23 protein-coding genes and 1 other annotated feature are annotated in these 21,545 nt (G+C 34.4%); of the genes, 7 read left to right on the top strand and 16 right to left on the bottom strand.

The window, feature by feature from the left end:
* Positions 1 to 110: 110 nt before the first annotated feature.
* The 9 genes from mecA to DFR57_RS09690 form a co-directional block, all read right to left on the bottom strand.
* Positions 111 to 794, bottom strand: coding sequence for an adaptor protein MecA (mecA, locus tag DFR57_RS09730; RefSeq protein ID WP_114352962.1), 684 nt, complete (start codon positions 792 to 794; stop codon positions 111 to 113).
* A gap of 336 nt (positions 795 to 1,130) precedes the next feature.
* Complete coding sequence (spxA, locus tag DFR57_RS09725) at positions 1,131 to 1,526, bottom strand: transcriptional regulator SpxA (protein WP_114352961.1); 396 nt, start codon at positions 1,524 to 1,526, stop codon at positions 1,131 to 1,133.
* 300 nt (positions 1,527 to 1,826) lie between these two features.
* Positions 1,827 to 2,429, bottom strand: a complete 603-nt coding sequence (locus DFR57_RS09720) for a GNAT family N-acetyltransferase (RefSeq protein WP_114352960.1) — start codon at positions 2,427 to 2,429, stop codon at positions 1,827 to 1,829.
* 186 nt (positions 2,430 to 2,615) lie between these two features.
* Entirely contained in the window at positions 2,616 to 3,842 is a 1,227-nt protein-coding gene (locus DFR57_RS09715; protein ID WP_114352959.1) for a putative glycoside hydrolase, read from the bottom strand.
* Positions 3,843 to 4,030: 188 nt separating this feature from the next.
* On the bottom strand, positions 4,031 to 4,960 hold the full coding sequence (locus DFR57_RS09710; protein ID WP_114352958.1) for an ABC transporter ATP-binding protein: 930 nt from the start codon (positions 4,958 to 4,960) through the stop codon (positions 4,031 to 4,033).
* Entirely contained in the window at positions 4,957 to 6,018 is a 1,062-nt protein-coding gene (locus tag DFR57_RS09705) for an ABC transporter ATP-binding protein (RefSeq protein WP_114352957.1), read from the bottom strand. Before DFR57_RS09705 ends, DFR57_RS09710 begins: the two co-directional genes overlap by 4 nt.
* Before the next feature lie 16 nt (positions 6,019 to 6,034).
* Positions 6,035 to 7,183 (bottom strand): oligopeptide ABC transporter permease, encoded by a 1,149-nt coding sequence (gene opp3C / locus DFR57_RS09700; protein ID WP_114352956.1) that lies wholly within the window; start codon positions 7,181 to 7,183, stop codon positions 6,035 to 6,037.
* Positions 7,183 to 8,115: an oligopeptide ABC transporter permease gene (gene opp3b / locus DFR57_RS09695; RefSeq protein WP_114352955.1), complete on the bottom strand. Its 933-nt coding sequence runs from the start codon at positions 8,113 to 8,115 to the stop codon at positions 7,183 to 7,185. The genes opp3C and opp3b overlap by 1 nt, the downstream gene beginning before the upstream one ends.
* Before the next feature lie 147 nt (positions 8,116 to 8,262).
* Complete coding sequence (locus DFR57_RS09690) at positions 8,263 to 9,984, bottom strand: peptide ABC transporter substrate-binding protein (RefSeq protein ID WP_114352954.1); 1,722 nt, start codon at positions 9,982 to 9,984, stop codon at positions 8,263 to 8,265.
* Between the two features lie 375 nt (positions 9,985 to 10,359).
* On the opposite strand from DFR57_RS09690, the gene DFR57_RS09685 reads away from it, so the two are divergent.
* Together DFR57_RS09685 and trpS are read left to right on the top strand one after the other, a co-directional pair.
* Entirely contained in the window at positions 10,360 to 10,728 is a 369-nt protein-coding gene (locus DFR57_RS09685; protein WP_114352953.1) for a DUF3899 domain-containing protein, read from the top strand.
* 51 nt (positions 10,729 to 10,779) lie between these two features.
* Positions 10,780 to 10,984 (top strand) — a binding site (T-box leader).
* A 77-nt stretch (positions 10,985 to 11,061) separates the two neighbouring features.
* Positions 11,062 to 12,054, top strand: a complete 993-nt coding sequence (gene trpS / locus DFR57_RS09680; RefSeq protein ID WP_114352952.1) for a tryptophan--tRNA ligase — start codon at positions 11,062 to 11,064, stop codon at positions 12,052 to 12,054.
* Between the two features lie 141 nt (positions 12,055 to 12,195).
* Here trpS and DFR57_RS09675 read toward each other — a convergent pair whose 3' ends face one another.
* The 5 genes from DFR57_RS09675 to DFR57_RS09655 form a co-directional block, all read right to left on the bottom strand.
* Positions 12,196 to 12,939, bottom strand: coding sequence for a DUF3603 family protein (locus DFR57_RS09675; protein ID WP_114352951.1), 744 nt, complete (start codon positions 12,937 to 12,939; stop codon positions 12,196 to 12,198).
* A 77-nt stretch (positions 12,940 to 13,016) separates the two neighbouring features.
* Entirely contained in the window at positions 13,017 to 13,229 is a 213-nt protein-coding gene (locus DFR57_RS09670) for a YuzI family membrane protein (RefSeq protein ID WP_114352950.1), read from the bottom strand.
* 146 nt (positions 13,230 to 13,375) lie between these two features.
* The gene (gene fabF, locus DFR57_RS09665) at positions 13,376 to 14,614 is read right to left on the bottom strand and encodes a beta-ketoacyl-ACP synthase II (protein ID WP_114352949.1); all 1,239 of its coding nucleotides are present in this window, start codon (positions 14,612 to 14,614) and stop codon (positions 13,376 to 13,378) included.
* Between the two features lie 40 nt (positions 14,615 to 14,654).
* Complete coding sequence (locus tag DFR57_RS09660; RefSeq protein ID WP_114352948.1) at positions 14,655 to 15,590, bottom strand: beta-ketoacyl-ACP synthase III; 936 nt, start codon at positions 15,588 to 15,590, stop codon at positions 14,655 to 14,657.
* 185 nt (positions 15,591 to 15,775) lie between these two features.
* Positions 15,776 to 16,750, bottom strand: a complete 975-nt coding sequence (locus DFR57_RS09655) for a BMP family ABC transporter substrate-binding protein (protein WP_245937435.1) — start codon at positions 16,748 to 16,750, stop codon at positions 15,776 to 15,778.
* Between the two features lie 386 nt (positions 16,751 to 17,136).
* On the opposite strand from DFR57_RS09655, the gene DFR57_RS09650 reads away from it, so the two are divergent.
* The 3 genes from DFR57_RS09650 (at position 17,137) to DFR57_RS09640 (ending at position 18,972) form a co-directional block, all read left to right on the top strand.
* A complete protein-coding gene (locus DFR57_RS09650; protein ID WP_114352947.1) occupies positions 17,137 to 17,316 on the top strand; it encodes a DUF2929 family protein in 180 nt (59 codons plus the stop codon).
* Positions 17,317 to 17,411: 95 nt separating this feature from the next.
* Positions 17,412 to 18,233, top strand: a complete 822-nt coding sequence (locus DFR57_RS09645) for an undecaprenyl-diphosphate phosphatase (protein WP_114352946.1) — start codon at positions 17,412 to 17,414, stop codon at positions 18,231 to 18,233.
* A gap of 37 nt (positions 18,234 to 18,270) precedes the next feature.
* Complete coding sequence (locus tag DFR57_RS09640) at positions 18,271 to 18,972, top strand: Crp/Fnr family transcriptional regulator (RefSeq protein ID WP_114352945.1); 702 nt, start codon at positions 18,271 to 18,273, stop codon at positions 18,970 to 18,972.
* A 64-nt stretch (positions 18,973 to 19,036) separates the two neighbouring features.
* Here the strand turns inward: DFR57_RS09640 and DFR57_RS09635 are convergent, their stop codons facing one another.
* Together DFR57_RS09635 and DFR57_RS09630 are read right to left on the bottom strand one after the other, a co-directional pair.
* A complete protein-coding gene (locus DFR57_RS09635) occupies positions 19,037 to 19,348 on the bottom strand; it encodes a metal-sulfur cluster assembly factor (protein WP_114352944.1) in 312 nt (103 codons plus the stop codon).
* 72 nt (positions 19,349 to 19,420) lie between these two features.
* Positions 19,421 to 20,185: an alpha/beta fold hydrolase gene (locus DFR57_RS09630; RefSeq protein ID WP_114352943.1), complete on the bottom strand. Its 765-nt coding sequence runs from the start codon at positions 20,183 to 20,185 to the stop codon at positions 19,421 to 19,423.
* 142 nt (positions 20,186 to 20,327) lie between these two features.
* On the opposite strand from DFR57_RS09630, the gene DFR57_RS09625 reads away from it, so the two are divergent.
* Both DFR57_RS09625 and DFR57_RS09620 read left to right on the top strand, forming a co-directional pair.
* Positions 20,328 to 21,164, top strand: a complete 837-nt coding sequence (locus tag DFR57_RS09625; protein ID WP_211315360.1) for a Cof-type HAD-IIB family hydrolase — start codon at positions 20,328 to 20,330, stop codon at positions 21,162 to 21,164.
* Positions 21,165 to 21,336: 172 nt separating this feature from the next.
* Complete coding sequence (locus DFR57_RS09620; protein ID WP_114352941.1) at positions 21,337 to 21,528, top strand: DUF3813 family protein; 192 nt, start codon at positions 21,337 to 21,339, stop codon at positions 21,526 to 21,528.
* Positions 21,529 to 21,545: the final 17 nt, after the last annotated feature.

Below are 21,545 nucleotides of genomic sequence, written 5' to 3'. Positions count from 1 at the left end.
TTTCGCTTTTCGAAATAAAATATTTATCAAGTAATTTGTTAAAATAGGGCGTAGTTGTAAAATTTTTTTAAACAAAAAAATAACGTATTCAATTAAGAATACGCTACTTATTATATAGCAAAATGCGTTTTTATTTGAGCTAATGCATTATTTTCAAAAATAACTTTTCCATACTCTTGAATTCTATATATCGTAACATTTGTTTCAATGCCATATTCTAAGAGCTGACTGATTAAATCTTCTTGCTGATCATCATCCAACAATTCCTCTTCAAATTGGACAACCAACATATATCTATCTTCAAAATAATAAAGTGCTTCGTTCATACCTTCCACACGATCAAAGACATGGCTTAATTGAATAACATCTTCTAAATCTTCAAAACCAACCACAATGGTAAAGTCTTTTTCTAATGTTAATTCAATTTCTTCCTCTTCTTCTTTTGCTGGTCCAAATTTTTCTTCAAGTAAAGATTCTATTTTATCATCTACTGGCATATCGATGGTTTTTCCTGATTCAGTAGGAAGTTGAAGATTTTGTCCATCCTTAGACAATTGAGCTTTTGTCACAACGATTTCTAGACCTTTTTCTAAGGCTTGCACTTGAATCCACAAAGGTCCATCAATTTGAAACTCATCTTCATTATAGTTCACTTCATCCATAACCTGCCAAAAAAGCTGTTCACTTTTTTCGCGGTTATACCAAATCTCTTCACGGTCAAAACCACGATCTTCAATATCTAAATATGAAATATAAAATTTTATCGTATTCTCATTGATTCTCTCTATCTCCATCTTCAACTCTCCCTTCTAATATTGGATGGGCTGGAAGGGATAAAAAAGTTAATTACTTAACCCTTATTATAAAACTACCCGAATATTACCATTTCCAATCTCACAATTAAATTTATGTGCTTGCTCCTATTGTATGATAAAACCATGCAATTTGAAAACAGAAAATACAAATATTTTTAAAATAGGTTTATACACGAGAAATTTTGAGGAGCTAGTATGGCATTATCTATAAATTGTAGCTCATTCTATATAATTTGTCACGAATAGTGCATACAATTAGATGCTATTTACTTAGATGGAAAAAACGCAGATCTCAAGAAAAAGATCTGCGTTTTTTTAATTAACCATACGTTGTGCTTCACGTAATTGGAAAGTTCGAACAGTTCTTGGAAGGAACCTTCTAATCTCGTCTTCATTGTAACCAACCTGTAGTCTTTTCTCATCTAGAATAATCGGACGGCGTAAAAGACCTGGATTGTCTTGAATCAATTGGAATAAATCCTTTAAAGGTAATTGATCCAAATTAACATTCAACTTTTGAAAAACCTTAGATCTTGTTGAAATAATTTCATCCGTGCCATCTTCCGTCATTCTCAGTATCTCTTTAATTTCATCAAGAGAAAGTGGTTCTGAGAAAATATTTCTTTCTTGAAACTCAATGTTATGTTCCTCTAACCATGCTTTTGCTTTACGACAAGATGTACAACTAGGCGAGGTATAAAGTGTTACCATGTAACATCACTCCTCAAAATTTATTTATATTAAATTCTCGTTTACATAATTTATTAGATTAAAATTAATCTAATTTAGGTGACTATGTATAAAGTATACTACATCTAGTTGTTGAATGATAGAGCCTATCGTGAATTTATTCACTTTTTACACATTTTCCTGTACGCTTTTATCATTCCCCATCTAGTAAGAGCTAAACCTTTTTTTAAAAACTTTTTAAATAATTCGAAAACAAGCTCATCCTTATGGCTGTTGTCTTTTTAAAGCTTTATAACGTACCTCAATAAAAAAATAAAAAAATTATTTGTTTGAATCTTTTCTTTTTTTCTCTAATGCCTCAAAAATATTTCTTGTATTTCTGTCATTTTCATAAGTTAAAACTTCATCTACAGGTTGATATGACTTCCCGTAAAGTTGTTCATCTTTGTACGTATGAATATCTTCATACATTCTTCTCATTTGTTCATAAATTGCTTCTTCATTGTCATGTTCCGGAGACCAAAAAAGAATTTCTAATGTATTAGCCTCATTCGTAGCAAGTGATTTACGAGTATAACCAATTGATAAGGCATGAGTAAATCCTTCTCTTTGGTAAAAATGTAATCTCTTTTTTGAATCTGTATCTTCATAATCAAACGGTTCTACTTCAAGGATGATTGGTTTTTTTCTATCTTTTAATTTTTGTATTAGTTTATGACCCAGTCCCTGTCCTCTTGACTCTTTTGAGACATATACATAATCAATAAATATAAAAGTTGGAAATTCAGCATACATTAGAACGTGATGTGGCCCTTCATCCTTGTGATACACATCACCTTTTTCCTTTAATAATAAATCCATATGTTCTTTTGATTTCATTTCTTCAATCGGAAAATATTGCTTTAACTTTTCATACCAATTCATAAAAATCCCCCTTTTTCACTCACCATAAGACATTATAACGGAAAGAATGTTCGATGTTAAATCACTTTTTTTCATTCTTAATGATATATTCCCTCAAAAAACTCAATTTAATCCATTGTGAGCATGATTTTCTATGAATTAATTTAAGATACTCTCTAAAAATCGAAAAACCTCACGATCGTGAGGTTAATCAAGTGGTGTGTAATCAACACCTTCTGTATAAGTATTACCAGCGTTCCATAGTAAAAACTCATTCACACCTGCTTCATTAATAGCTTTAATTTGAGCCTCAACCTCATTTTTCCCATATTGGAAAGTAGCTCCACTATATAACCATGGTGCTTCAAAATCCTGAATCCAAGGTCTTGAGGTTGGAGAATCTTCTAAAGCGCCAAGCACTTTATTTTCGACTTTCATATATTCTTGAACTAACTTATATGGTTCGGTATCTGGTTTATCAATCCCAAAGTATGGGGTCCAATGACTTGGATAAATCATCGATGAAATAACATCAACGTTATCCGATATTTTAGAGAAATTTTGTCCTATACCCGGAGCTTCTTCGATTGTCGCTGCATAACCAAAAATATCTACGGAAACATCGACATCATACGAAGATAACTCTTCACGCGCATATTTAACAAAATCCGTGACAGCTTCTACACGTTTTTTTATTCCTGACATATCAGATTCCTCGTAATCACCCAAAGAATATTCTAGATCTTCATCACGTTTTTCAAATCCTTCTGGAAACCTTACATAATCAAATTGGATTTCTTGAAAACCTAATTCAGCTGCCATTTTAGCAATTTCTAAATTATATTCCCAGACTTCTTTTTGAAATGGACTAACAAAAGATTCTCCCTTTCCATTTTTCCAAACCTTTCCATTTTCTTTAAAAGAAAGCTCTGGTCTTGCTTTTGCTAATTCATTATCTTTAAATACAACCACACGAGCAATTGGATAAATTTCTTTTTCTTCTAGTACTTCTAATACTTCGCGGGGATTACTCATGTAATTCTTTGAAATACTTGCGTAGGGAGAATCATCATCGACTTTGAAGGTTAGATAACCATGATCTTCTTTCACATCGATAACCATCGCATTTAAATCTGTACTTTCGGTTAAATTCAATAATGTTTCGAATCTACTGCCTCCTGCAGAGTTACCCGTAACATACATTCCTTTAACACCATCTTCTGGATAGTTAAACGTTAATCCAGAATCAAAACCAAACCGTTTTATTTTTTCTGGTAAAGTATAGCTAAGTTCGGAAAATTGTTTTATTTCATGTAACTTCGCCGTTCTAGTATTATTATCAGACTCTTCCTCTGCCGCTACTTGAATAACTAATATATTCATGCTCAATAAGATAAGAATTGTTGCCATTGCTACTTTTATGTATTTTCTCATTCCCATCAATCTCCTAATCATTTTATCTCTATTCTCTTATTATATAGAAAAATACTCTACTTTTGTTGAAAAAAATTAAAATACTTGAATATTTTTCTAAATTAGTTAAAAAGCCCTTATCTAATAATAGATAAGGACCATTTATTTAAATTGCAATTAAAATGAGAATCTGTTTCATCATACTCGTATCAAGATTTAATTTCTTTATATTGTTCAAATTCCTTTGTAGTGCATAACACCCAATGGCCTGATGTTACTTCACGAAATTCTGGTGTTTCACTTTGATCGTGCATTGATGGATCATATTCCACCCGTTTACGATTACGTTCGTAATCAGGATCTGGTAATGGAATAGCGGATAATAATGATTTTGTATATGGATGTAGGGGATTCTTATATAATTCATCACTATCTGCTAATTCAACTACTTTACCAAAATACATAACCGCTATTCGGTCGCTAATATACTTAACCATGGATAAGTCATGCGCAATGAAAAGATAGGTTAAACCACGCTCTTCTTGTAATTCCTTAAGTAAATTAACCACTTGCGCTTGAATAGACACATCTAATGCAGATATCGGTTCATCTGCAATAATAAACTCGGGTTCCACTGCCAATGCGCGTGCTATTCCAATTCTTTGCCTTTGCCCACCACTAAATTCATGTGGGTATCTTGAAGCATGTTCTTTATTCAATCCAACCGTTTCAAGAAGATCTTGTACTCGTTCCGTTCTCTCTATATCCGTTTTAACTAAACCATGAATATCTAAACCTTCAGAAATAATTTCTTTAACAGTCATTCTAGGATTAAGTGAAGCATAAGGATCTTGAAAAATCATTTGCATTTTCCGATTAAACTCTTTTAGAACAGCTTTTGATTTTTTACCATGAACGTCTACACCATTAAATTTAACTTCTCCACTAGTAGCATCATACAACCGAATAATTGTGCGCCCAGTTGTGGACTTCCCACAGCCTGATTCGCCTACTAATCCAAAAGTTTCACCACGGTATATATCAAAACTAATATCATTCACTGCTCTTACTTCATCTTTTCTATCAACATTGAAATATTGCTTCAAATTTTTTATTTCTAGTAATTTATCTCCACTCATCTCTTCTCACCTTCTTCAGTAGGACCATGATCACTTGCGAAGCCTTGCATTCGTCGCTTTACTGCTGCTGGTGGTTCAATTTTTGGTGCATTTTCATGCAATAACCATGTCGCAGCATAATGTGTATCAGAAACTTGAAACATTGGTGGTTCTTTTTCAAGATCAATCTTCATCACATTAGGATTACGCGGTGCAAAGGCATCTCCTTTAGGTGGGTGCATCAAGTCAGGTGGTGTCCCTGGAATAGCAACCAACTGATCTTCATCATTATCCAATGTCGGCATGGATCCTAATAAGCCCCAAGTATACGGATGTTTTGGATTATAAAAAATATCATCTACTGTGCCTATTTCTACAATTTTACCTGCATACATTACTGCAACGCGGTCTGCAACATTGGCAACCACACCCAAGTCATGCGTAATAAATACAATAGAGGTTTGTGTTTTTTCTTGAATATCTTTCATTAATTCTAATATCTGAGCTTGGATCGTTACATCTAGTGCAGTCGTTGGCTCATCTGCAAGTAATATTTGAGGATTACAGGCTAAGGCGATAGCGATAACCACACGTTGTCGCATCCCACCAGAAAATTGGTGTGGATACTGATTAATGCGTTCCTCAGGCTCAGGAATCCCAACAAGTCTTAATAATTCAATAGCGCGAGTACGCGCTTCTTTTTTTGAAAGCTTTTGGTGTTGAATTAAACCTTCCATGATTTGTTTACTAATCTTCATGGTCGGATTTAAAGAAGTCATCGGATCCTGGAAGATCATAGAAATGTCTCGGCCACGAATTTGTTGCATCTGTTTATCATTCAATTTTGCTAGGTCTTTTCCTCCAAAAAGAATTTCTCCTTTGGGGATTTTACCAGCTGGTTTAGGGATTAATCCCATTAGTGCTTTTGTAGTTACCGATTTCCCTGACCCAGACTCACCTACAATAGCTAAAGTTTCACCCTTTTTTAAATTAAAATTAACACCACGAACAGCTTGTACTGTACCGCCATAAGTGTCAAAAGTAACGTGTAAGTCTTTTACTTCTAATATATTTTCCATGCCTTTCACCTCCGTTCTATTTTCTCATTTTCGGATCTAGCGCATCCCGAAGTCCATCTGCAAGTATGTTAAATCCGATCATTAATAATGAAATAATAATCGCTGGAAATACTAGCATATACGGATAAACACGGTACGAATCAAATGCAGTATCTATTAATGTACCTAAAGATGCGTATGGCGCTTGTAAACCTAACCCAATGAAGCTTAAGAAGGCTTCAAAGAAAATTGCACTTGGAATGGTAAACATCGTATTAATTATGATCATTCCAGTTACATTTGGGATAAGGTGTTTCATCAAAATTCTTTTATCTGAGGAACCAAGTGTCCTTGCAGCAAGCACAAATTCCTGGTTCTTTAATTTCAATGTCTGTCCACGAACTATCCGCGCCATTCCAATCCAACCGGTAATGGTAAGCGCAATAGTAATCGCTATTAGCCCTGGTTTTAATACAATAATCATTAAAATAACCACAACAAGATTAGGAATTCCAGATAAAATTTCTATGATCCGTTGCATGTAGTTATCAACGCGTCCACCATAGTAGCCTGATATACCACCATACAGGACACCAATAACCATATCAATTAAGGCGGCTAACAACCCAATATAGAGTGAAATCTGTGTTCCTTCCCAAATTCTTGTCCAGAGATCTCGTCCCATACTATCAGTGCCAAACCAGAAGTATTCATCTTCAAACCCTTTAGCAGAATAAATATCTACCTCAATATCAACTGCATAATAATTATCATTTTCTTCACTTGGTTGTTCCACTACTTCTGAACCAAGTAGATACTGTTCTTCCACTTCATACCCTTCTAAACCTCGTTGGATGGCTTCTTCAGGGGTTTCACCCTGTACTGTATAAACTTGATGCCCATCAAATCCAGCCCACTCGAGTCCAGCTACTTTAGGCGGTAAGTAGGCAGCGTCATAATTAGCCGCATCAAAATCATGGTCGTTAAAGAATGGACCAACTAGAGAAATTAAGATAATGAATACTAATACAATTAATCCCATAATGGCGCCTTTATTTTTACAAAGACGAATCCACGCATCCTGCCAGTAGGAAAGTTCTGGACGGGTTAATTCTTCACTTTTGTCTTCAGCTAAATCAACCGGTTGAAACTGTTCTGGTGATAGCTTTTCTTTTTCCTTGTCCATTACTTCTTCCCTCCTGTCAAGCGAATCCGAGGATCAATAATTCCATATAACAAGTCCACAATTAATATTACTCCAATAAATAAGATTGAGAATAATAGAGTTGTACCCATTATCATTGGATAGTCATTCACACTAATAGAACGTACAAACTGTTCTCCTAAACCTGGAACCGCAAATATTTGCTCAATAACTAATGTACCAGTCATTAAACTTAGAGTCATAGGACCAATAACGGTAATAACTGGAATTAATGCATTACGTAACGCATGTTTAAACATAATTTTATTATTAGAAACACCTTTTGCTCGTGCCAATTCAATATAATCAGACCCTAATACTTCCATCATTTCTGTACGCATAAACCTTGCACAAATTGCCATAGGGAATATCATTAAAGCAATTGTTGGTAATACGGTGTATTCTGGTCCATCCCAAAATGATGGTGGGAAAATTCTCCATTGGACAGCAAAATAGTATTGTAGTAGACCGGCAAAAACAAATGACGGGATTGAGATACCAATTACTGCAAGAACGTTTGATGTATAATCAACCCAGCTATTATGCCTTATAGCAGCAACCATTCCTAGAATAACACCTAGTATTGAACCAATGACCATCGCTTGCGCACCCAAATGTGCAGAAGGACCAATACGAGTCATGATTAAGTCTGTAACTGCGCGATTATTATATTGAAATGACACGCCTAAATCACCTTGTATTAAGCCACCAATATACTTCAAATATTGAACTGGAACAGGATCATTTAATCCATATCTGTCTAGCAAGATCTCCATTTGAGCATCTGATAGCTTTGCTGCTACTTGGTTAAAAGGAGAACCTGGTAATAGTTTCATCAGAAAGAAAGTCGCTGTTGCTATAATAAATAAAGTAATAATCATATAGATAATACGTTGTGCAATATACTTTGCCATAGTCCCACCTCCTATATGCTAAATATTTTGATTCGATTTAATATTCAAACTATTCTCAAAACATGGCAAAAGAGAGTATATGACCTCATTCTATGGCATATACTCTCTTTTTGTCCACTTAAAAAAACTTACAGTTTTATAGACAACTTACTTATCAAGTTCAACGTACTTAAAGCTATAATCGTTACCAAACGGGTTTAGCTCATCCATACCATTCACATAGTTTTTAGCAAGTACAGATGTTTTACGTTGCATGATTGGAGCAATTGCAGCTTCTTCTAAAGCGATTTTTTCTGCTTCTTGCATTGCTTCAAAACGTTCAACTGGCTCTAATGCCAAATCACCTTTTGCAGATTTTACAAGTGCATCATATTCTTCATTAGAATAACTAATATCATTGTTTGCTCCATCGGTTACCCATAAGTCAACAAATGAAATTGCATCACCATAGTCAGGACCCCAACCAGATACAGCTAATTCATACGTTTGTTCCTTCATGATATCTAATTGCTCGCCCCAAGGTACGTTCACTGTTTCAATTGTAAGACCTTCAAGGTTTGTTTCTAATTCTGTTTTCATAAACTCACTGATTGCCTTAGACACATCAGTATCACCACTTAGGAAACTTAAAGTGATTTCTTCAAAACCTAATTCTTCTTTTGCAGTTGCCCAAAATTCCTGTGCAGCTTCTACATCATGTGCAAGCACATCGCTACCAGTTTGGAAATCTTCTCCTGTTTCTGGATGCTCTACAAAGTTTTCAGGTACGAAGAAATTTACAGGGTTAGAATCATTACCATAAACAACATCTACATAAGCTTGTTTATCAAAAGCTTTTGCTAGTGCTTTACGGAAGTTAACATTTTGCATTTCTTCTCCAGCACTTTCAGAGCCTTGGTTAAACTTCATCCAAAAAACAGAAGTTTCAGATAAAGATTTGAATTCAGGATTAGTTTTATTATCATTTACTTGTGTACCAGATAAACCTACACGATCCAATTCTCCAACTTCATAATTAGAAAGAGCAGTGTCAGCGTCTTTTATTACTTTTACAGAGATACCATCTAGGGCTACATTTTCAGCATCCCAATACGTATCGTTTTTCTCAAGTTCCCAACCAGCTTCAGCTTCCCAGCTAGTCATGGTGAACGGTCCGTTAGAAAGAACTGCATCAGCAGAAAGTGCATAATCTTCACCTTGTTCTTCCACAAACGCTTGGTTTGCTGGTAAGAATGTTGGGAATGCAGCAAAAGAATCAAAATATGGAACTGGAGTTACTAATTCTACTACTAATGTATAGTCATCTTCTGCAGTTACACCTAACTCAGTAGGCTCCACATCACCTGCATAAATTTCTGCAGCATTTACGATTTTACCACTCATTAGATAATCTGCATAAAAGGATGCAGTATCAGGGTCAATCGCACGTTGCCAACCATAAACAAAATCATGAGCAGTTACAGGGTCACCGTTTTCCCATTCCGCATCTTCACGTAAATGGAAAGTATACGTTAAACCATCATCACTTACTTCTGTTTCATCTTTATTAGCAATACCAGAAACAATTTCTCCTCCTGGAGCTAAACGGTATAAACCTTCCATTACAGTATCTGTGTACTGAATAGAGAAATTATCCTCTGCTAATGGCGGGTCCATTGTTGGAATATCAGCAGTTGCAGAGATACGTAATACATTTTCTCCGTCTGAACCTTCTGCATCTCCCTCGTCAGCAGTTTCTTCAGTATTTTCTGAATCTTCAGTGTCTGTGTTATCGTCTGATGCGTTTTCATTATCGCTACCAGAACAAGCAACCAACACTGCACTTAACATAAGTGCTAAAACTAGTAATAGCCAATTTGCCTTTCTCATTCGCTATGACCTCCCCAAAATATTTTTATTTTTGCAGATTTAAAATCCACAAATTGAATTATACAAGTTTTCTAACTATTTTGCATTATAATTTTTAACAAAAACTTTATAAAGGTTTAAAAAACATGTTTTCCTTTGTCCAAAATAATTAAATAGACCTATGTTATTTTTTGCTAATATGTGCAAGAATTTGTCGACAATATATTTGAAAACAACAGGAAAATGATACAACCCTTGATATATTCACAATTATCAAAATTTTCTCAAATTTATATCAAAATGATTATATTTGCTTTTTGCCTATTTATTACATAATAATAGGTCATAGAAATGTGTATTTTTCATTATTAATATAGACAAAGGAGCTTCAAATATATGCATGTATATATAAAACAAGGAACATATTTTCTTATTAATGTGTTGCTTTGTACTATTTTATTCTTCATCTTCTCAGAAAGCATAACACTCGTAGGATTTATAGACACTATTTTTTATATTGGTCTCCTGTATTTTTGTATAGGCTTACTTTGGCTGGTGATTAGAGGTCAATTTTTTGATGTAATGGTTTTTAGTTTTCGAAGAGTAACTAGTAAAATGAGTAAAAGCAAAGCTTGGATGGAGCGTTTTGAAGAGAAAAAGTTACCCTCAGAACTAACTGAAAAGAAGACAATGCAATTTTTCCTTATTCAAGGACTTTTATTATTGCTTTTAATGCTCTTATTATTTATCATTTATTACAGTTAAGCTTGAATTAGAATTAAATATTCATTATAATACATTCAGTTATATAATTTTTTCAAAGACATTAACAGTAGTACTTCATTTTTTTAGATTAAAGAGAATCTATGGTTGGTGAAAATAGATACTGAAAAATGAGGGAATTGGGGTTGTGTCGCTTTTTGTGAAACGTAACTAGGCGTTAACTAGGTCTTGTCAAAGTGATCTTGGTAGATAAAAATCAAGATAACAAGGGTGGCACCGCGGTTCATTCGTCCCTTCTATTTTAGGGGTAGAATGATTTTTTTATGTCCAATTTTAAAGGAAACTATAGTCATATTCTAAAAGGTGGTATTAATTATGAAAACAATTTTTTCAGGAATTCAACCGAGTGGTACACTCACGCTTGGAAATTATTTAGGAGCTATGAAACATTTTGTAAAACTCCAAGAAGAAAATCAATGCTATTTCTGTGTCGTAGATGAACATGCTATCACTGTTCCGCAGGATCGGTTGAAGTTACGCAATAATATTCGTTCATTAGCTGCACTCTACATTGCATCAGGTATTGATCCACAAAAATCCGTTCTATTTATTCAATCAGAAGTGTCGGCACACACACAATTAGGATGGATGCTGCAAACAATCAGTTATATCGGTGAGCTAGAAAGAATGACTCAATTTAAAGATAAATCACATGGAAAAGATGCTGTTTCTTCTTCCTTATTGACGTATCCACCTTTAATGGCAGCTGACATTTTGCTGTATAATACAGACATCGTACCTGTTGGTGATGATCAAAAACAACATCTTGAAATAACTAGAGATTTAGCTATCCGATTTAATAATCGTTATAACGACATTTTCACTTTACCTGAAATAAGCATTCCAAAAGTTGGAGCAAGAATAATGTCCTTACAAGAACCAACTAAAAAAATGAGTAAATCTGATGAAAACCTGAAAGCATCTATTTTCATTCTGGATGACGATAAGAAGATTGAAAAGAAAATTAAAAGTGCTGTAACAGATTCAGAAGGTATCGTGAAATTTGATAAAGAAAATAAACCCGGTATTAGTAATTTGTTAACTATCCATGCCAGTTGCACTGATCAATCTATCGAAGAATTAGAAGAGAAATATAAGGATAAAGGCTACGGGGTTTTCAAAGAAGAAACTGCACTAGCCGTAATTGAAGCACTAAAACCTGTTAAAGAAAGATACCAAGTACTAATAGATTCTAAAGAATTGGATGATATTTTAGATGAGGGCGCTGAAAAAGCTAGCTTCGTTGCCAACAAAACATTACAGAAAGCTAAAAAAGCGATGGGACTTGGTCGCGTTAAAAAGAAATAAATTTTCTTGAATGCTAAATATAAACGATATGTAATGCATTTTTTTTGCTCCATCTTATTAAAACTCTATCGAGAGAAAAAACCAATTCTGAACAATAAAAAACATGGAGGTAACAATAATCTCCATGTTTTTTTTTTATATTTAGGGTCGTTGTAACTCCTCTTCTTTATTCCATAAGTGATCTAAAAACTCTTGACCTCTTATTAATTTGCGGCAAAAATCCTCATGTTTATCACTCCAGCCGTGGACAAGCTCCTGATAGAGAATATTCCATGCGGTTTCTCGAGTCATTTTTCGAATTTCTTTATATCTATGTGGTTGCCACTCTGTTAACCAATAACGAATTTCCTCAGTGTTAGCTATACATTCCAGTTGATCAATCGCCATCATCACAAGCTGTTTTAACTGTCTTTCCTTCCTCGTTAGTCCTATCATCTGGCTAGTAGGTAAGGATAAAATATGTGATTCTTTTAATACCTTCCCTTTCGGTGTAAAATTTTCGCGCATTCGACCTTGGATTGTTTCAAACACTAGTCTTTCCTGTCTAGGGATTAATCTGCTTTTTCGAATTGGAATGGAATATCCTAATGTATCAAATACTACTATTTCTACTCCATCAGTGATAACACAACAATATTCCATTACTTTTCTTTGCTGATTTTTTCTTAAATACGCTCGTTTATATATTTTGTGTAGCATTTCTACAGGTAAATCTTGCAGATCATTTTCAACTTGATGGAATAATTCTTTTGTTATAAACAAGAGCGGAACCTGATCAAGCAATTCTAATTGATCCGTTTTTCTCCACTCGTGGAAGTGACAAACATTATATCCGTTCTCTTCCCCTTCAAACCAATTTACCCAAACATCGTGTAAATATAACATGTACTACCCCCGCTTTTTTGAATGAGATATTAATCATAAGTATCACCAAAAAAGGTTAATTTATTCTTTTAATTGAATTATTTAACAAATATTCTCGTAAGTTTGTTCAAAGAAAAACCCATTGTAATTATTCCTAGCATAAAAAATATTAGTGCACCTTTAGCTTGGGGTAATTGCATATAATCTTGAAAGGATAATCCAGCAGGAATTACATTTAAATATATAATCATTGAGACCCCACCCGAGACAGCGAATCCGAATCCGATTAAAAAAAATAAGAGTATAAACACGATTGCCCTCCAGCTTGTCCTTTTTACTTATATATTCAAAAAAATTATTATTATGCTTGATAGGAGTTACTCTTAATATTTCCTCCTTATATTTAGTTTTATTGAACACAAAAAAAGCCCTATCAAATTGATAGGACGATTTTAATTTATTGATATTTTTTAAAAATAAGAGTTGCGTTATGACCACCGAAGCCTAATGAATTACTAAGTGCCAAATTAACATCTTTCTCGACTGCTTTGTTTGGTACATAATTAAGATCACATTCAGGATCAGGTGTTTCATAATTAATCGTCGGTGGTACAATACTTTCTTCAATCGCTTTTATCGAAGCAATTGCTTCGATCGCGCCTGCTGCACCAAGAAGGTGACCTGTCATTGATTTTGTAGATGAAATGAGTACATTATGGGCGTGTTCACCAAACACTGTTTTAATGGACTGTGTTTCAAATTTATCATTTAATTCTGTACTTGTACCATGTGCGTTAATATAATCAATTTCATCTGCATTTATTTCTGCATCTTCTATAGCTTGCGCCATGGAACGTGCTGCACCATTTCCTTCCGGTGCAGGAGATGTTATGTGATAAGCATCGCCAGAAGCTCCATATCCGACAATCTCAGCATATATTTTCGCACCGCGTTTTTGTGCTGATTCTAGAGACTCTATTATCAAAATTCCTGCACCTTCACCCATGATAAATCCGTTACGATCCTTATCAAATGGACGACTTGCAGATTTTGGGTCCTCATTGAAAGAGAGTGCTTTAGCAGTAGAAAAACCAGCAAAAGCCATGGAAGTTAAAGGTGCTTCTGCTCCACCAGTAATCATAACATCTGCATCCCCACGCTCTATTACTTTATAAGCGTCCCCAATGGAATTAGTTCCAGATGCACAAGCAGTAACAGTACATGAGTTTATTCCTTTTGCACCTAATTGAATGGAAACTTGACCAGCTGCCATATCAGGAATAAGCATTGGTACGAAAAAAGGACTAACTCGTCGATATCCTTTATCTAAAAAGCGATGAAATTGTTCTTCATAAGTAGCCATACCACCTATTCCAGAACCAATCCAAACACCAACTCGTGGTGCAATCTCATCCGTAATCTCCAATTTAGCATCTTCTACAGCAAGTTTAGCTGCACCTACTGCATATTGTGTAAATAAATCCATTCTTTTTGACTCTTTTTTATCCATATAAAGGGTAGGGTCCCAGTCTTTAATTTCAGCAGCTACTTTTGCCGGAAAGTCATCCTTATTTACCTTTGTGACCGTATCAATTCCGGAACGACCAGTTTTCAATCCATTCCAAAATTCATCTATTGTATTCCCTAGTGGCGTGATTGCACCTAAACCTGTTATAACTACTCGTTTTTTCTCCATCAATAGCTTCCTCCTTTGTCTAACTTGTTTATTCTAAACGTTATTTCCCCCAACGTAATGCGACGGCACCCCATGTTAATCCGCCACCAAAGCCTACTAATACAACCAAATCGTTTTCTTTAATCTTACCATTTTTTGCATCTTCCGATAATGCAATAGCAATTGATGCTGCGGACGTATTGCCATATTTTTTAACAGATGTAGCCATTTTATGCTCTTCTATTCCAAGTCTTTGACGAGCGGCTTCCATAATTCGAATATTCGCTTGATGAGGAATGAGATAGTCAACGTCTTCTTTTTTAAATCCTGCTTTTTCTACGACATTCACTGATGATTCCGGCATTTGTCGTACAGCAAATTTAAAAACTTCTCTTCCATTCATACCAATATAATCTCCGTTTTGCTCCAAATACTTTCCACCACTACCGTCTGCGCCTAGTTCAAAGGATAATATTCCTTTATCATCTGCAACTGGCCCCATAACTGCTGCTCCAGCTCCATCACCAAATAACACACAAGTATTTCGGTCTTCCCAATCAGTAATTTTAGATAATTTCTCAGCACCAACTATTAATACGTATTTGTATGCACCTGTATCAATAAACTGTTTAGCTGTTATCATGCCATACATGAAGCCAGAACACGCTGCACTTACATCCATCGCTGCTGCTTTGTGGGCACCCAACCGTTCTTGTAGCATACATGAGACCGTAGGAAATGGTTTATCTGGTGTGACTGTCGCCACTAAAATTAAATCAATATCTTTTGCATCGATGTTGGCATCTTTTAGTGCTTCCACCGCTGCTTTATAACTTAAATCAGATGTATCGATATCATCTGGTGCTATTCTTCGTTCTTCAATTCCGGTTCTTGTTCTAATCCATTCATCATTTGTATCAACTATTTTCTCTAAATCTTTATTGGTAACAATATTTTCAGGCACATAATGACCAGTGCCAATTACACCTGCTTGCATATACTCCATCCTCTCACGGGATTTACAATCAAATATTAAGACTTGGTACTAATTTTAGTCTATAAGCAATATTTTTTCAAGTATAACTTATTCTAGGCAAAAGTATTAACCTAGTTTCTTCTATAATAATGCATAAAAGAATTTATAAAAAAAGCCAAAAGTATTTAACTTTTGACTCCTTTGAATTATTCCAATTGATTGGGTAATAGTCCAGTTTCTATGTAAGTTTCTATCGCTTCGTCTAATTCTTTTTTAAATGAATCTGATAAATCCTCGCTATACTCACCAATAGTAATCACATCTTCCGCAAATCCATAGTTAATAATAGCACCAGGTAATTCATTATTATTAAATTGTTTTGCTGCAAGTAGATATAATTTATCCACATGCTGCACGGTACTAGTTAAGACACTTCTACCTCCAATTTCACTCTGATCTGATACGAAACCAATGGAGTAATCACCATCTTTTTTAACTTCTTCTATAATTGGCACACTAAATGAATCTCCTGCTGGATAATACACATCTACGTCCTCTGCTTGCATTTGATTATACATTTCCATTGCTCTTTCGGTGTCATCCCAACTATTTGTGAGCTTCATGTTCACATTTACATCAGGATTTTGATACACGGCTCCCTCATAGAAACCTTCAATTTCTGGTTGCCATTCAAACGCTGCTATTAAACCAATATGATTCGTTTCTGTCATTTCACCAGCTACCATTCCCCCAAAGAAACCCATTGCAAGCGAGTTAAAATTAATACTCGTTAAATTATCATCGAAATAACCACCATTCACATATAAGAAATGAATGTCCGGATATGCTTCACGAATTTGATGAAACATTTTTCCATATATGTTGCTATGTCCAATTATTAAATTTATGTCTTTGTTAGCAAATTCTTCTACGGCTCGGTTAACCTGTTGTTGAGTGTTGATTCCCTCCTGAAAATAGACATCTACATCTAGTGAATCGCTAATATCAAGTAAACCTTGATATCCTTTACTACCCCAACTTTGATCATGAATAGAATGTTCAACTAACATTCCCACTCTATCTACTTCATTACCATTAAAATAGCTGCTACAGGCAGATAAAATTCCGCTAATAAATAATACAAGTATAATTGCGGTAAGAATTACTGTTTGCTTTTTCAAAGTAAGCACTCCTATTTAATTAATAGAGGAATTTGAGTTGATATTTACTTATCTTCATTTTAACGAACAAAACGTCTAGCGTAAATACAGAATTATGTACAAATTAATTACAAAGGTAAAGTTTATATAAAAATTATTTAGTGAAACTTTATGACTTAAATCTATAATTAAAGCATATAGCTTGTTCTAACTTAGAGCAACCCTAAATACCTATATTCTAAACAGTGTTCATTGAAACATTGATATTTAATTTATGATATTCTTATTATTAAGAAAGTTTATTTATTTTCTTTTGAAAATTTGGTACACTATTAGAGGAAGTAAACGAATGTAACAAAATTAAATTTTAGATAAACAAGGTATTTGGGAGATTGGGGTGAAAGAGAATGAAATATGTAATGACAATTACTTGGGCAGTACTCATTAGTTTTTTAGTAGCTTACGTGCTTTCAAGCATGGCTGGTGAAACTTTCAGTATCGCTTCTACGTTTATTATAGCAGCCATATTTAGTATTATTGTAATTCTTATAGGTGACGTACTTCTGCGCGAGAAAAAAAGTGCATAAATCATCATTGGCCCTTGCCCTCAAGGTTGGCAGGGGTTTTGTTTTGTCTAGACTTATCACTTATTTAACACTTTCAAGAAGAAAGGGAGAAAGCAATGGAAGGTTTTTCTGATTTACTGCTGTTATTAAAGTATTTATTTTTAGGACTTTTACAAGGCTTTACAGAACCAATACCAATTTCCTCTAGTGGACACTTAGTTCTTGCCCAGAACATTTTTGGCATCGGTGTAGAAAATTTGTCTTTCGAAGTACTCGTAAATTTCGGGTCTCTCATCGCTGTTTTGATTATATACAGAGAAGATTTAATTCGTCTTGTGAAAAATGGGTTAAGTTACATAACAAATAAACAAGAAGAATCTAAAGATGATTTTTACTTTATTTTATATCTAATCATTGCTACTGTTCCTGCTGCTGTAATTGGATTATTGTTTGAAGATACAATCGCACGTAATTTTGATCTTCCTCAGATGATAGGGATTACCTTAATTATTACTGGAGTAGCGTTATGGATTATTCGAAATCTAAGAGGGAGTAAAAATGATCGTGCTTTAACTTTTAAAGATGCCATTATTATTGGGCTTGCTCAATCTGTCGCATTAATCCCTGGTATAAGCAGATCCGGAGCTACTATTGTTGCAGCTATGCTACTAGGTATGAAACAGGAAACAGCGCTTCGATTTTCATTTTTGCTATTTATACCAGTAAGCTTAGGAACACTTATACTTTCAGTAGATGATTTATTGAGCACGCAGGATATTCAAACATTGTGGATTCCTTATTTAATCGCCTTTTTAGCATCTTTAATAGCGACCTATTACTCGTTGCGCTGGTTCATGAATATTATGGCTAGAGGAAATTTAAAATATTTTGCATTTTATTGTTTCATCGTAGGAACAATCGCCATTTTCCTCTTATAAGTAGTAGATTAATAAATCTCGAAATGGAGGGAAAAAATTGTTACATGAAAAGAACAAGGATGTTCTCAAAAATATACCTCTTTTTAAAGAACTAACAGAAGCTGAAATAGAGCAAATCCAGGATATTGCGAAGGAGCAAAACTACAAGCCTGATGAACATGTCTTTCTTCAAAGTGAGCCTTTAACACATGTGTTTTTTGTTCTCCATGGTGAAGTGAAAATATACAAAACAGATATAGAAGGTAAAGAACAGATTGTTAATATTCTGCGACAAGGTGATATGTTTCCACACCAAGGATTTTTTCGTAATGATTTATATCCAGCACATGCAGAAATTACAGAAGCTACAAAATTGTTAGCTATTCCAAAAGAACGATTTGAAAATTTTTTAACTGCACATCCAACAATCATGATTAAAATTTTTAAAGTTCTTGGAGATATCATAGTGGACTTGCAAAATCGTTTAGAAGAGCAAATTTTGCACAATACACAGGAACAAATTATGATGCTTCTTCTTCGTCTAGTAGATAAATATGGAATGACTTCTGAGAGTAATTCACTTATTCTTCTTTCTAAAAAATTTTCAAATCGAGAGTTAGCTAATATGATTGGCTCTAGTCGAGAAACAGTTAGCAGGACACTTAGTTCATTAAGGAGAAAGAAATTGGTATCAGTGGATGAAAAACATAATTGGCTTATAGATAAAGAAGGATTAGAAGAGTTCCTTTTTGATAGCTAAAAAAGAGAGAAAAACAAATGAAAAGAGGAGCAAACAATTTGATGTTTGCTCCTCTTATTATTTATCAATCTGGAATACCAAGTGCAATTTTAGCGTAACGAGACATACGATCTTTCGTCCAAGGTGGACTCCAAACAATATTAACATTTGTGTCTTTTACTTCAGGTAGATCCTCCATTACACGTTTCACATCTGCTTCAATGTGTCCTGCAAGTGGACAACCCATAGCCGTTAACGTCATCGTTACCGTTGCAATACCTTCATCATCTAAATCGACACCATATACTAAGCCTAAGTTTACAATATCTATACCCAATTCAGGGTCAATTACGTTCTCAAGGGCACCCATTAAATTTTCTTCTAGTGCTTCTTCCATTTTACCTCTACCTCCTTTTACTTAATTCCTATTATACACATAAAACACGAAAATTTTAAGTGATAAAAATCACTATAATTGAAGCTCGAACCAATTCACTGTTTCAGTAATCGCAAATCGCGAAACCTTATGTTCACGATCAATTTCCTTAAGAAAACGAATATTTTCTGGATTTTTATAATGTGTAATGGCTTCTTCATAAAAAGAATAAGAATGTTCAAAAGGAACCACTCTATCATCAACCCCATGCCAGAAAAACAGTGGACGGCCATATAATTTTTCTACTTGCTGAGATAAATCTAACTCTTCTAACTCACTCATTAATTGTTCTAATTGTTCTTTCGGAATGGAAACATCCGGAATATTCTCATCCATAAACCCAACAAGCTCTTCTGCATATTGCTTAAGCTTAGGTGATCCCATTAAGATTGCAGCTGATTTTATCCATGAGAACTGTGTTAAGGCAGCAGCAGTAGTAATACCACCCATACTAGTCCCCGCTAATCCAAAACGATCTTGATCAACTAAGTTTTTCGCCACAAGCTCTTGATAGATAATTTCAATATCATCCAAATTTTGTTTCACAATATCAAAAAAGCGCATTTGTCTCGCCACTTCTGAAATTTCCTCTTCCCTTTCGCCATGAAGCATACAGTCTGGCAGGATCACTCTGTAGCCTTTTTCAGCTAATAAGTATGCTAAGGGCAAATTATGTTCTTTGGCGCTTGTAAACCCATGGATGTAAGTTAAAGTTGGAAGAGCATCAGATTTTTTTTCGTTATCCACAATATGTAATAGTGGTATATCCAGCCAATATTCCTTAAATACTCCGATCATAGTTCAAAATCCTTTCTACTTGTTTATCTACCTCTATCATATACCCTCCATTTCGATCATGCAAAAAATAGGAAAAACTATACAATAACTTTACAACCACTGTTATCCTCGCTAAACTATACTTACATATAGAGGTGATATCATGAAAAAAAATAGACATTTAATTGCGCTTGATTTAGATGGGACACTACTTACAGATAAAAAAGAGATTAGTCCAAAAACGAAAAAGGTTGTCTTACAAGCAATTAAGGAAGGTCATGTAGTGGTAATAGCTACAGGCAGACCGCACAGAGCTAGTATTGCATATTATCATGAGCTAGCATTAACTACTCCAATGGTGAATTTTAATGGGGCATTAATCCATCATCCGACTGATGATAAATGGGATAAGCTCCACAGTCCGATGTCAAATCGCACAGCAAAAGAAATTATTCAAACCTGTTATGACTTTGATGTTCATAATATTTTTGCTGAAATTCAGGATAATATGTATTTAGATCGTTATGATCAGAAAATCATGGACATTTTTCTTGAACCAGAACATCGAGATTTGATTACAGTTGGAAGTCTAAAAAATGAATTAACAGAAGATCCAACTTCGTTATTAATCCATCCTAAGGATCACCACATTGAAGCGCTTCGTGATCATTTAGATGATAAACATGCTACTGTAATTGAACATCGAAAATGGGCTGCTCCGTGGAATGTTATAGAAGTTGTTCGTAAAGGCATGAATAAAGCGGTTGGACTTAAAAAGGTAGCACATTATTTTCATATTGATCAATCAAACATAATAGCATTTGGCGATGAAGATAATGACCTTGAAATGATTGAGTACGCTGGTACAGGTGTGGCGATGGGGAATGCCATTCAGGACTTAAAGAATATTGCGAATCATATAGCAAAAACAAATGAGCAAGATGGAATTGCTGAATTTTTAACGGATTATTTAAAGTTACCTGCTACTTCCTCAAATTAATGTAATCAATGATAATTTAGATGTATAAAAAATGAGTATAGACACATATTAAGCATGAACATTTTATTATGTTCATGTTTTTTCTTTGATTAAAACGTTCGGATAGAAGAAGATGCAGTATTCTTCGTTTAAAATTCTTTAGATTGATCAATCTAGAAAGGGGTAATTGAAATTGCAAAATCAATTATTTCAACAAGCAAAGCAAATGGTTGGTAAATTAACAAACCAGAACAGCTTCAATGAACAAGACAAGGAAGTAGCGCGTCAAGCAATTCAAGCTGCTTATACAAATGCAACAGCTGAGGAACAACAGGAATTACAACAACTTGAGCAACAATTAGCTCAGGAAAACGAATTGAAATAAGTCTCTAATCAAAAAAG

The organism is Saliterribacillus persicus (genome assembly GCF_003337485.1).
Classification (GTDB): domain Bacteria; phylum Bacillota; class Bacilli; order Bacillales; family Amphibacillaceae; genus Saliterribacillus; species Saliterribacillus persicus.
This window is presented reverse-complemented; position numbering and strand designations above follow the sequence as displayed.